The sequence below is a fragment of the Streptomyces sp. NPDC059255 genome (genome assembly GCF_042752355.1).
Classification (GTDB): domain Bacteria; phylum Actinomycetota; class Actinomycetes; order Streptomycetales; family Streptomycetaceae; genus Streptomyces.
On record NZ_JBHYZP010000010.1, the window covers coordinates 182,684 to 194,816 of the forward strand.

At 73.0% G+C, this 12,133-nt stretch carries 9 protein-coding genes; 4 read left to right on the plus strand and 5 right to left on the minus strand.

Features of this window, described 5'->3' with window-relative positions; genetic code table 11:
• Nucleotides 1-225 precede the first annotated feature (225 nt).
• On the minus strand, nt 226-1,245 hold the full coding sequence (locus ACFXKG_RS15540) for an NADP-dependent oxidoreductase (RefSeq protein ID WP_384837988.1): 1,020 nt from the start codon (nt 1,243-1,245) through the stop codon (nt 226-228).
• A 142-nt stretch (nt 1,246-1,387) separates the two neighbouring features.
• On the opposite strand from ACFXKG_RS15540, the gene ACFXKG_RS15545 reads away from it, so the two are divergent.
• Entirely contained in the window at nt 1,388-1,825 is a 438-nt protein-coding gene (locus tag ACFXKG_RS15545; protein WP_384837991.1) for a MarR family winged helix-turn-helix transcriptional regulator, read from the plus strand.
• Between the two features lie 75 nt (nt 1,826-1,900).
• Here the strand turns inward: ACFXKG_RS15545 and ACFXKG_RS15550 are convergent, their stop codons facing one another.
• Nucleotides 1,901-2,839 carry a hypothetical protein gene (locus tag ACFXKG_RS15550; RefSeq protein WP_384837994.1) on the minus strand — a complete coding sequence of 313 codons (939 nt, stop codon included), beginning with the start codon at nt 2,837-2,839 and terminating at the stop codon, nt 1,901-1,903.
• Between the two features lie 101 nt (nt 2,840-2,940).
• Here ACFXKG_RS15550 and ACFXKG_RS15555 point away from each other — a divergent pair, with 101 nt between their 5' ends.
• The 3 genes from ACFXKG_RS15555 to ACFXKG_RS15565 all read left to right on the plus strand — a co-directional run bounded on the left by ACFXKG_RS15555 (nt 2,941) and on the right by ACFXKG_RS15565 (nt 6,393).
• Nucleotides 2,941-3,501, plus strand: a complete 561-nt coding sequence (locus ACFXKG_RS15555) for a hypothetical protein (RefSeq protein WP_384837997.1) — start codon at nt 2,941-2,943, stop codon at nt 3,499-3,501.
• 301 nt (nt 3,502-3,802) lie between these two features.
• Entirely contained in the window at nt 3,803-4,846 is a 1,044-nt protein-coding gene (locus ACFXKG_RS15560) for a rod shape-determining protein (protein WP_384837999.1), read from the plus strand.
• Complete coding sequence (locus ACFXKG_RS15565; RefSeq protein ID WP_384838035.1) at nt 4,843-6,393, plus strand: GAF domain-containing protein; 1,551 nt, start codon at nt 4,843-4,845, stop codon at nt 6,391-6,393. The genes ACFXKG_RS15560 and ACFXKG_RS15565 overlap by 4 nt, the downstream gene beginning before the upstream one ends.
• Nucleotides 6,394-6,423: 30 nt before the next feature.
• Here the strand turns inward: ACFXKG_RS15565 and ACFXKG_RS15570 are convergent, their stop codons facing one another.
• The 3 genes from ACFXKG_RS15570 to ACFXKG_RS15580 all read right to left on the minus strand — a co-directional run.
• The gene (locus ACFXKG_RS15570) at nt 6,424-7,239 is read right to left on the minus strand and encodes an SAM-dependent methyltransferase (RefSeq protein WP_384838002.1); all 816 of its coding nucleotides are present in this window, start codon (nt 7,237-7,239) and stop codon (nt 6,424-6,426) included.
• 190 nt (nt 7,240-7,429) lie between these two features.
• Complete coding sequence (locus ACFXKG_RS15575; protein ID WP_384838005.1) at nt 7,430-9,436, minus strand: right-handed parallel beta-helix repeat-containing protein; 2,007 nt, start codon at nt 9,434-9,436, stop codon at nt 7,430-7,432.
• A 135-nt stretch (nt 9,437-9,571) separates the two neighbouring features.
• The coding region (locus ACFXKG_RS15580) for a S8 family serine peptidase (protein ID WP_384838008.1) at nt 9,572-12,133 on the minus strand (2,562 nt) is incomplete at its 5' end.

Here is a 12,133-nt window from a genome sequence, read left to right on the forward strand (position 1 = left end):
CCCCGCCCCGTATCGTCCGAAATACCGAACAGCAGCCGTAACTTCGAACCGGAAACTATGGTCGAAGAGCGAACGAGTCAATCCCTCGCGCAGGAAAAGACCGAGGGCCGCACCCTGGCGGGGGTGCGGCCCTCGGTGGGACGGGGGGCGACGGAGCGAGGCGCGGCCGGTCGGCCACCGGCCCCCGCCGGTCCGCGGCGGCCGGTCAGTCAGTCGGCCAGTCGGTCAGCCGCCGAGCGAGACGATCATCTTGCCGGTGTTGTCGCCGCGCAGCACGCCCAGGAAGGCGTCGAAGCCGTTCTCGATGCCCTCCACGACGGTCTCGTTGTACTTCAGCTCGCCGGAGGCGAGCCAGCCCGCGACATCCTTCACGAACCGCGGCTGGAGCCCGAAGTGGTCGGAGACGAGCATGCCCTGGATCCGCAGCCGCTTACCGATCACGAGGGCGAGGTTGCGCGGCGCGGGCGTCGGCTCGGTGCTGTTGTACTGCGCGATCATGCCGCAGACCGTGATGCGGCCGTGCAGGTTGAGCGAGCTGATGGCGGCTTCGAGGTGCTCGCCGCCGACGTTGTCGAAGTAGACGTCGATCCCGTCGGGCGCCGCCTCCTTGAGCAGGTCCTTGACCGGGCCGCTCTTGTAGTTGAAGGCCGCGTCGAAGCCGTACTCCTCCAGGAGGAGCTTGACCTTCTCGTCGGAGCCGGCGGAACCGATGACCCGCGAGGCGCCCTTGAGCCGGGCGAACTGGCCGACCTGGCTGCCGACGGCGCCGGCCGCGCCGGAGACGAAGACGGTGTCGCCCTCCTTGAAGGACGCGCTCTCGAACAGGCCCGCGTACGCGGTCAGACCCGTCACCCCGAGCACGCCCAGGTAGGCGGAGAGCGGGGCGACCGAGGCGTCGACCTTGGTGGCCTTGTCCGCCGGGAACTCGGCGTACTCCCGCCAGCCCAGACCGTGCAGCACATGGTCGCCGACCGCGAACCCCTCGGCGCGCGAGGCGATGACCTCGCCGACCGCGCCGCCGTCCATCGGACGGTCGAGCTCGAACGGGGCCACGTACGACTTCACGTCGTTCATCCGGCCCCGCATGTAGGGGTCGACCGAGAAGTACCGGTTACGGACGAGGATCCGGCCCTCACCCGGCTCGGTCACCGGGACGTCGCGCAGGGCGACGTCGCCGGGCTCGGGCCAGCCGTGGGGGCGGGCGACGAGATGCCAGGCGCGGCCGGACGCGGGAAGTGCGGTCATGATGCGGGTCCTCCTCGGGGAATTCTGCGGCGGTGAGCCGGGCGGTCCGGATGAGCCGGATGCCACGGAAAAGCTTCACCACCTGAAACAACCATGCTCCTTAATATTTCATGTTGTCAAACAAATGGGTACCCTGGTGCGCATGGCCACCACCGCGCGCAGAGACCCGCTGACCGTCGAAGTCGTCGAACTCATCGGCAGCGTCGTGGCGCGCTACTACGAGGAGTACGACCAGGCCGCCGCCGAGCACTCCCTCACGGGCGCGCAGGCACGCGTCCTGGGACTCCTCTCCTCGGAACCTATGCCCATGCGCCGGATCGCGCAGAAGTTGAAGTGCGAGCCGTCCAACGTCACCGGCATCGTGGACCGGCTGGAAGCCCGGGACCTGGTGGAGCGGCGCCCGGACCCGGACGACCGGCGGGTGAAGCTCGCGGCGCCGACGGAGAAGGGAAGGGCGACGGCCGCGCGGCTGCGGGACTCACTGGGCTTCGCCCGCGAGCCGCTCGCCGGGCTCTCCGAGGAGGAGCGGACGACGCTGCGCGACCTGCTGAAGCGGATGCTGGGCCAGGACGCGGCCTGACACGGCCCGCCCGGAAGGCCCGGGAAGGCCCCGGAAGGCCGTGAAGCACCGACCCGCCCCGGCGCGGTCAGCCGCTCAGGAGCACCACCACAGGAACCAGGTGCAGGTCTCGGTCGGCTCGGGCTCCGGTTCGGGCGCGGGCGGCGGCGGGGCCGCCGAGGTCGGCGCGCCCCCGGTGGGCCTGCCCGTGGGGTCACCCGCCGGATCACCGGGGCCCGTCGGGCCTGTCGTGCCGGACGGGCCCGGCTCGGGGTCACCGGAGCCCGGCGCCTCCGGGTCCGTACCGTCGTCGCCCGGCGCGCCGGAGGCGGGGCCGGACGCGTCGGACGACGCGGCGGGCGCCTCCCCCGGGGACCGGTCCGCACCCGGTTCGCCGCTGCCGCGCGGGGCGGCCGATCCGTCGACGGTCTTCCCCGTACCGGGGCCGGTGGCGGACGCGGAGCCCGGGGACGCGGGCGGCCCCGGGTCGTCGGGCGCGACCGGGCGTTCGGTGTCGAGGGAACCGCCGTCCGGGACGACGGACGTGTCCTCCCTGACCGAGGACGCGTCGTCCCGGCCGGGCGTCTCGAACGCGAGCTGCACCAGGCTGAGCAGGCCGGCCGCGAGCACCACGCCGAGCGCGCCGATCAGCACCCGGCGCCCGCGCCGGTCACGGCCGCGCCGGCCCCGCGAAGGCGCCTTGCGCGGGCCCCGGCGGGACGGCCTGACGGCGGGGTCCCGGCCGTCAGGGCCGGAAGGGTCGGAAGGGTCGGAAGGGCTGGAAGGGCCGGAAGGGTCGCGCTTACGGCGGGAAGCCGCGCGGGAGGCGGAACGCGGGGCAGGACGGGGATCGTGGCCGATCAGGCCGATATCACCGTCGATCACGGGTTCGAACTCTCCGTGACCCTCCGCGCCCTGGCCGCCTCCGCCGTCCCGCTCCGGGTGTCCGTGTCGCAGCTCCTCGGCGGGGGTGCCGCATCCGGCGCAGGTCAGTGCGCCGTTGAGGTGCCGTCGGCACTGGTGGCAGTAGTCCATGGCGACCCGAAGATTATGCGGCGCCGGGACAGCGCTGATGTCGGGTCTGTGAGGGTCCTGTGTGGAACGGCGGTTCCGCCGGTGTGTCAGGATCGGGCTCCATGACGTCCAACGGGCCGTTCGGGCCGCTCGACTTCCAGCTCGTACTGCTGCGCAGGATGGCCGACCACCAGCCCGAACTGGTCGACGACGCCCGCCGCGAGCTGGGCGTCTCCCTGGCCGGGATGCGCGAGGCCAACCGACGCTGGCAGGCCATGGTGCGCTCACCGCGCTCCCGCTCGGCGGTGGCCCGCTACCGCTCCGTGCTCGGCGAGCCGGAGAGCGTCGTCCGGCGCCGGGTCGGCGACCTGGAGTGCGACGCGCTGCTCTGGCCGGTGCCGCTCTGGCCCGGTCTGCGCTTCGAGGTGATGACCGCGCCGGGCGGCGCGGTGTGGAACGAGTGGCTGGTCCGCGCGCCGGGCGAGGCCGGGCCCGTGCTGCGTACGGCGGAGGATCTGCGGCCCTGGTCGTGCACGGTGGACGAGGTGGCGCGGGCGTTCCCGCCGGCCCGGCCGCTGCCGGGGACGGCGCCGACCAGGACGGGGCTGTGCTTCACGCTCCCCGGCGGCGGCGTCCGGGTCGCGGAGTTCACCTGGGGCCTGTTGCAGCGCTGGACGGACTGACGCGCCGACAGGCACGTCACCGGCGCCCTTCGGCCACGCGCCCACAGGCACCGGACCGGCGCACCGGCAGGCACCTCACCGGCGTTCGGCCGTACGGATCGCCGCCCGGCCCGCGCCCGACCGGCCCGCGCCCAGTCGGCTCCCGGAAGCCGCCCGACCCCGACCCGCCGGTGCCCGTACGCCGCCCGGGTGACGCCCGACCGGAGCAGCCCGGCGGGCGCGGCGCGTCCCGGGGCAGCACGATGCCAACAAGGGCCGGCGCCGCCGGTGCTCCACCCCCGCGCTCCCGGGAGAACCTGCCGTGACCGTCAGCCTTGAGCAGTTGCGCCGTTGCCACATCGCCGTCGACCTGGGGGCCGCGAGAACGAGGGTGTTCGTGAAGGGGGCCGGGCTCGTCGTCGACGAGCCGAGCGTCGCCGCCGTGAACACCCGTACGGGCGCGCTCATCGCCGTCGGAACGCTCGCCGAGCGGATGACCGGCCGCACCCCCGACTACATCCGGGTCGCCCGGCCCGTCACCGGCGGCACGGTCGTCGACATCGAGATGGCCCAGCGGATGCTGCGCCACCTCATCGGCGACAAGCTCCGCAGGCAGTTGCGGCGCAAGCCCCGGCTGCGCGCCGCCGCATCCACCCCGCACGACGCCGACCCGCTGGCCCAGCGCGCCGCCGTGGAGACCCTGGTCGGCCTCGGCGCCCGCCGCGTCGAGCTGGTCGACACCCTCATCGCGGCGGCCGTGGGCTGCGGGCTCCCCGTGGAGCAGCCGACCGCCACCATGATCATGGTGTGCGGGGCGGCGACCACCCAGATCGCGGTGCTCTCGCTCGGCTCGATCGTGACCGCGCAGCGGATCCCGGTCGGCGGCAACGCGATCGACCACGCGGTGATCCAGCACCTGCGCCACCAGCACGCGCTGATGCTGCCGAGCCAGTCCGTACGCCCGCTGCAACTGGCGCTCAGCGGCAACGGCCTGACCCCGGACGGGCCGACCAAGACCGAGATCCACGGCCGGGACGTGGCCACCGGCGTCGCCCGTTCCGTGCTGGTCGACACCGCCGCCGTACGCGAGGCGATCTACACGCCGCTGACCGGGGTCCTCGACGGCATCGGCAAGGTGCTGCGCGACTGCCCGCCGGACCTGGTGGCCGATCTCGCGGACCGCGGGATCATGATGGTCGGCGGGAGCGCGCTGCTGCCGGGACTCGACGAGATGCTGCGCAAGGCGACGGGGATGCCGGTGGCCATCGCGGAGCGCCCGGACGTCTGCGCCGTGCTCGGCCTCGGGGCGATGCTGGAGGGCAAGATCCAGCCCATGGTCCTGAACCCGCTGGCCGGCGCCCGCTGAGTGCCCCGCGGTCCGGGCCGCCCACGCCGCTGGAGGACGTCCTCGGCATCGGCGACGACCTCGAACTGCGCGCCACGCTCCAGCACATCGTGGACAGCGCCACCGAACTCGCGGGCGCGCGGTACGGCGCCCTCGGGGTGGTCGATCCCGAACGCGGCGGGCTGACCGAGCTGTTCACCGCCGGGATGAGCGACGCGGACCGGCAGCGCGTCGGACGGCTTCCCGACGGCCGCGGCGGAGTGCTCGGGCTGCTCCTGAGGGACCCCCGCCCGGTGCGGCTGGACGATCTGACGGCCGACCCCCGGTCGGTGGGGGTGCCGCCTGGCCATCCCCCCATGCGCTCCTTCGTCGGCGTGCCGCTCCAGCTCGACCGGGAGATCCTCGGCAACCTCTATCTGACGGAGAAGCGGGCGGGCTCCTTCACCGAGCAGGACCAGAACCTGCTGCGGGTGCTGGCCTCACAGGCGGCCATCGCGATCGGCAACGCCCGGCTGTACGGCACGGCACGCCAGCGCGAGCGGTGGATCACGGGGGCCGCCGCCGTGACCAACGCGCTGCTGACCGGCGTGAACGCGATGGACGCGCTGATGACGGTGGCCGAGTCGGCCCGCGCCCTCGCCGACGCCTTCGCGGGGGTGGTGCTCCAGCCGACCGAGGAGGGCGGGATGGAGATCGTCGCCGCGTCCACGTCCGACGACCCGGGGGACATCGTCGGCACCACCATCGCCCCCGGCTCCCCCGTGCTCGTCCAACTGCTGGGCGGGGAGCCGGTGTTCATCGAGGACTCGTCGACCGATCCCCGGATGACCACGCATGTACGGGCGCGCTTCGGGCCGAGCATGATGCTGCCGCTGCAGAGCGGCGGCAAGCTGATCGGGACGCTGGCCCTGCCGCGCCGGCGCGGTGGCCGGCCGTACCGCGCGGTCGACCGGCTGCTGGCCACGCAGTTCGCCTCGCAGGCGGCGCTGGCGCTGGTGCTGGCGGACTCCCAGCACGACCGGGAGCGGCTGGCGGTGTACGAGGACCGCGACCGGATCGCCCGCGATCTGCACGATCTGGTCGTGCAGCGGCTGTTCGCCACGGAGATGATGCTGGAGTCGACCCGGCGGCGGGTGGCCGAACCGTCCCTGGACGGGCTGCTGGGGCGCGCGGTGGACGAGCTGGACTCGACCATCCAGGAGGTACGGACGACGATCTTCGCGCTCCAGCAGCCGCCCGCCGACGGCCCGACGGGCGTACGCGGCACGGTCCTGCGCGAGACGGGCGGCGCGGCGGTCCTGCTGGGCTTCCGGCCGTCCGTACGGTTCAGCGGCGCCGTGGACACGCTGGTGAGCCCGCGGGTCGCCCGGGAGCTGCTGGCCGCGCTGCGCGACGCGCTGGCCGCCGCGCACCGGCGCGGCGGGGCGACGGCGGTCGAGGTGGAGGTCGACGCGACGGCCCGGTCGGCGGACGGCACGGGCGCGGTCCGGCTGGTGGTGACGGACGACGGGCGGCGCGAGGACGGCGGCACCGGGGGCACGACGGTGACCTGGGAGGCCCCCCGGTGACCGCCGCACCCGTCTCCCCGTACCGAAGCGCTACGGCTTGCGGCCCACGGCGCCGTACGCGTCGACCTCCACCGGCGTGGTGTCCGCCTCCGGGCGCCACCGCGTGACCTGCTCGACGCCGGGCTCCACCAGGTCGAGGCCGTCGAAGAAGCCGCCGATCTCCTCGACGCCGCGCACGTAGTAGGGGATGGCCCCGCTCTTGTTGTACGCGTCCGACGCGGCGATCATGCCCGCGCTGGTGGAGGTGGAGTCGCTGATGACCAGGTAGCTGCCCGAGGGCAGGCCGGCCATCAGCCGCGCGACGAGCGAGCGGGCCTCCTCGTACTCGGCGACATGGCCGAGCGTGTTGAGGATCATCAGCGCGACCGGCTGCGAGAGGTCCAGCGTGCCCCCGGCGGCCTTGAGTATCTCCGCGGGCTCGTAGAGGTTGGCGTCGAGGTAGTCGGTCCTCCCCTCGGGCGTGCTGGTCAGCAGGGCGCGCGCGTGGGCCAGCACCAGCGGGTCGTTGTCGACGTAGACGATCCGGGCGTCCGGGGCGACGCGCTGGGCGACCTGGTGGGTGTTGTCGGCGGTCGGCAGGCCGGTCCCGATGTCGAGGAACTGGCGTACGCCCTGCTCCACCGCGAGGTGCCGGACGGCGCGGCCGAGGAAGTGACGGCTCGTCCGGGCCACGTCGACCAGGCCGGGGAAGATCTCCTTGATGTGGTCGCCCACCGCGCGGTCGACCTCGTAGTTGTCCTTGCCGCCCACGAAGTAGTTCCAGAAGCGCGCGGAGTGCGGCTTGCCGGTGTCGATCCGCGCCCGGACGGCGGCGGTGGACTCGAAGCGGGGATCACGGTCGGACACGGGAGAAGCGCCTCCTCGGCGGACACGGCAGCGGGTCAGGGAGCACCAACCTAGACGAACGCGCACCTGAGCCGCACCTTTCGCTCACCCCAACTCCACCTGATCGCCGCCTATTTGGCACATGCGGAGCCGCGGGACCCTCCCGTACGGCGGGCCGCCCGCAGCCCGCCGTACCGGTCGCTCGGACGCGTCAGACGAGGTTGTGTCCGGGGCTCACCGTGGAGCCGCTCCAGTCGAGGGCCGGGGCGCCGGCGGCCACGGCGAGGGCGGCGTCGGCCGTCCAGCCGTTGCCCGTCAGGTCGTTGCCCGCGATGACACAGCCGGTGGCGGTCGCGGCGGCCGAGACCCCGTTGACGGTGGTGCCGCCGTCCCTCCTGACCTGGTTGGCGGTGACGAGACAGCCCGGCGAGGTCAGACGGATGCCGGCCGACGAGGCGGCGCGGATCGTGTTGCCGGACACGGTGGCGTTCCCGCCGGGCGCGGTGGCGGCGCCGACCATGATCCCGTGGTTGGCGGCGGTGCCGTCGACCAGGTTGTTCGCTACGACGGAGCCCGCGCACCCCGCGATGTTGATCCCGTTCGACCCGGCCGCCGTGACCGAGTTGCCGGTGACGGTGACGCGGTCGCTGCGCTGGGCGAGGATGCCGCCCCCGCCGGTGCCGGTGGTGCGGTTGCCCTCGATGACGGTGCCGGTGGCGTAGTCGGTCCGTACGCCGTAACCACCTCCCCCGCGCACCGTGTTGCCCCGGACGACCACATCGGTCCAGAGGGCATTGGCCAGGCCCGCGACCCGGATCCCGGCATCGGTGCCCGGTCCCTCGACGATGTTGTCGCTGATGGTGAGGGCGCCGCAGCGCTGCGGCGGAGCGGCGGACGTGGCCGCGCGGATGCCCGCCCCGCCGGTGCCGGAGACCCGGTTGCCGGAGATGACGGAGTCCCGCCAGTAGAGGGCGAGGATCCCCGTGTCGTAGGCGCCGGTGATCTCGCAGTCCCGGACGGTGATCCGGTCGAAGTACGAGCCGGCCACGGCGGCGTGCGTACCGACGGCGCGCCCCCAGTCGCCGAGCCGGGCGGACGGGCCGAACCAGCAGCCGGTGATCTGGATGTCCCGGCAGGGCGTGCCGTCGAACTCGCCGATGGCGCTGGACCCGCTCTTGGCGATGTCGAGCTGGACGGCCTCGGAGGTCCGTCTGCTCCCGTCCGGGGTGTTGTCGACGAACCCCTCGAAGCGGCAGTCCACGATGCGGCACCCGCTGACGGCGTTGACCTCGATGCCGTGCGCGCCCGAACAGTCGCGGAAGACGGCGTCCTTGACGAGGATGTCCGAGCAGTGGATGAACGTCATGATGTTGGTGGTGCCGGTGACGACGCCGCTGCCGTCGGCGGCCCGGTAGGCGTTGCCGTCCCAGGTGCCGCCGTACACGCGGATGTGCGAGTGCCCGGCGTACGCGGGGAAGGAGTCGTCCCCGTAGAAGTTGCGGAAGCAGCCGGTCGTGGCGTGGATGGAGCGGATGGTCGCGCCGTGGGCGACGACCGTGGTGTTCGCCCGGCAGACGACGAACGTGAACACGTTGTACGTGCCGCCGGGCGGGAAGAGGACGATGCCGCCGCCGGCCTCGTAGGCGGCGTCCAAAGCCGCCTGGACGGCCGCGGTGTCATCGGCGACGCCGTCCCCGAGGGCGCCGAAGAGCATCGGGTTGAAGACCCGCTGCCCGGACAGGTCGACCGGCGTGCTCAGCGGCCGGGCACCGGCCTGTTCGGTCGCGTGGCCGGCGGCGACGCGGTCCTCGACCGCGCCGCCGCCGGCCACGGGCTCCCGGGCCGCGCCGCCGCCGACCACGGGCTCCCGGGCCGCGCCGCCGTCGGTCACGCGCTCCCCGGCCGCGCCGCCGTCGGCCACGGGCTCCCGGGCCGCGCGGTACCGGCGTACGACGCGCCCGGCGGCGTCGGGGTACTCGTACTCGATGGCCGGGACGTCCGCCACCAGGAACGTCCGCAGGGCTCCTGGGGCGGCGGTGCCCGCGCCGTTGCTGAGCAGCACGTCGATCGGTGTCGTGCCGTCCGTCTCGAAGACGCCGCCGGTCACCTCACCGCCGCCCCCGGCGACGCGCAAGGTGACCGGGCAGTCGGGGAGGGCCTCGCCGCCCGCTGTGGTGAGGACGTCGGAGGGGGTCCCGCCGTAGGTGTAGAGCGTCATCGGATCGGCCCTTCTTCGCCGCGGATCCAGTAACTCCTTCTGCTGTTTACCCAGATACGGCGGACGGCTCCATGGTTCCGATTCCCTTGTTGTCATGATGATATGACGGACAGTCGGCTCGGTGTCCGGCGGCGACTAGCCGAGCAGATACGCCTTCACGATGGTGACGTCGTACGTGTTGCCCTTCTTGTCCGTGAGCTTCGCCTTGAACGAGACGGAGGCGGCGTTCCCCGGGTGGCTCAGGGAGAGCGTCCGCTCCCCCTTCCTGGCGGTGACCGGCGCCTTGGACCACTTCTTGCCGCCGTCGTAGGAGACCTGCACGGAGAGGGACTTGAAGCCCTTCGCCGCCGGGCCCTGGACGGTCAGCGGAACCGTGAACCTCCTGCCCGCCGCGGCGGTGCTCGCCGGGCTGAGCTTCGGCGCGAAGCGGACCGTGGAGAGCGGAAGCGTCGAGACGCCGTCACCGGAGGGCCGCTCGGAAGTGAAGGTCCAGGCGGCGGCGAGGCGGGTGGTGACGCCCGCGACCTTGGTGGAGCGGGTCGCCTCCGTGCTGATCCGGTAGGCGGCGGACGCGGCGGGCAGCCCGTCGACCTCCCCGCAGAGCGGCTCCTCGGCGTCGACGAGCTTCTTGGCGCCGGCGGAGATCACCGTCCGCTGCCGTGTCGTCACCGAGCTGCCGGAGTGTCCGGCACCGTCCGCGAACTCCGGTACGCAGAGGCTCAGTTCGTCACCCTCCCGCCGGGCCGTGTGGAGCGAGTCGACCTTCGGGGCGAACACACCGACGTTGAAGGTCCGTTCGTACGACTTCTTCGGCAGGTACACCCGGGGAGCGCTCTCCTCAAGGACGACGTCCAGGTCCGGTCCGCCGCCGCTGCTCTGCCCGACGTTGAACCACCACGCGACCCCCTTGGGCGCCGAGAGGTACGTCTTCGCCGTGGCGGGCAGGGCGAAGGGCCTCGTGACCGTCTGGTAGCCGTCCCCCGACGCCATCTCCCAGGTCGGGCTGATCACACCCTTGCGGTTCTTGGCGGAGGCACCGATCTTCTGGTTCACCTGGGCCAGTTCACCCCTGACCACCTGGTGGGTGAAGCCGGTGTGGAGCGAACCCGAGCGTGCGTAGAGGAGGTTGTAGCTGGTGCTGCCCTTCTGCCAGGTGCCGCCCACCTGCGAGCCGAACCGCCCCGCCGGCAGCGCCGGGCCGACCTGGCCCATGCGGAAGCCGTCGAAGGAGCGGAGCACCAGGGCGTTGGCGTAAAGGTGTTCCGGCGCGTTCAGGTGGTAGCGCGCGTACACCTCGGCGCTCCTGGCGGACTCCGGCACGGTGATCCTCACCGGCTTCGCCCGGCGGGCGTCGAACGTGACGGTGGAGTTCCTGGTCACCGAGATCCTCGGCCGCACCATCAGCGCGAGGTCCGGGTCGGCCTTCGCCCCCTTGCGCGTCTCGACGGGGGCCTCGATCAGATACGTGCCCTTCGGCACCCGGAGCCTGACAACACCGTCGCCGTCGGTGTCGTACTCATCCTCCCAGAAGTCGATGTCGTGGCCGTAGACCGTGGAACCCGACTGCGAGGGCCGGCCCTTGGTGTCGAGGTACCGCAGGGTGAGGTCGTACGCCTCCGCCTCGCGCAGGACGGCGAAGGAGGTACGGACGCGCTGGCCCCCCGTGGTCGCCCTGGCGACCAGGGTCCCGGTGTACGTGCCGTTGAGGCTCCCGCCGATCCGGGTGTCCGCGGTGAGGCCGACGCGCGCGGTGCCGCCGGCGGGGACGGTGACCCGGCCGGCTTTGGCCGTGAAGAAGCCGGCGGGGGCGGGCTTGCCCCGGGGGCCGGTGGTCTCCAGCGACAGGTCGAGGGTGACCGCCTTGGTACCGGTGTTGCGGTAGGTGACCTGCTTGGTCACCGGCTTGTCGTCGGTGTGCGGCCACTGCTGGAGACCGAAGTTCACCGAGGTCTGCTCGCTCACCACGCTCTGGGTGATCGCCTTCGCCAGATCCGCGCGCCCGGTGCCCTGCTGGAACGGCGTCAGACCGGACCCCGGCTTCGCCGAAGCCGTCAGCGCCTGCTTGATCCGCTGCCCGCTCCAGTCCGGGTGCTGCTGCGCGAGAATCGCGGCGGCCCCCGCCACATGCGGCGTCGCCATCGACGTACCCGACATCGACACGTAGCCGTCGGCGGCCGGATCGCCGAGCTGGCCCCGCGCCGCCTTCGCCGCGACGATGTCCACACCGGGCGCCGTGATGTCGGGCTTGAGCGACCCGTCCGCCGTCGGCCCCACGCTGGAGAAGTCGGCGATCCTGTTCTTACGGTCGACCGCCCCGACCGTCAGCGCGGAGGCCGCGCTGCCCGGCGAACCGATGGTCTCCTCCAACGGGCCCTCGTTGCCCGCGGCGACGACGAAGAGGATGTTCTTCTCGGCGGAGAGCCGGTCGACCGCCGCCTCCAGCGGATCGTGCTCCACCGTGTCCTGGCCGCCGAGGCTGAGGTTGGCGATCCTCGCGCCCTGGCCGGCCGCCCACTCCATACCGGCGATGATCCCGGAGTCCTGACCGGACCCCTCGTCGTCGAGCACCTTGGCATCGAGGATCTTCGCGCCGGGCGCGACACCCTTGTACTTCCCGCCGGACTTGGCGCCGGAGCCCGCGGCGGTCGACGCGACATGCGTGCCGTGCCCGACGTGGTCGACGGTGTTGCCCGATCC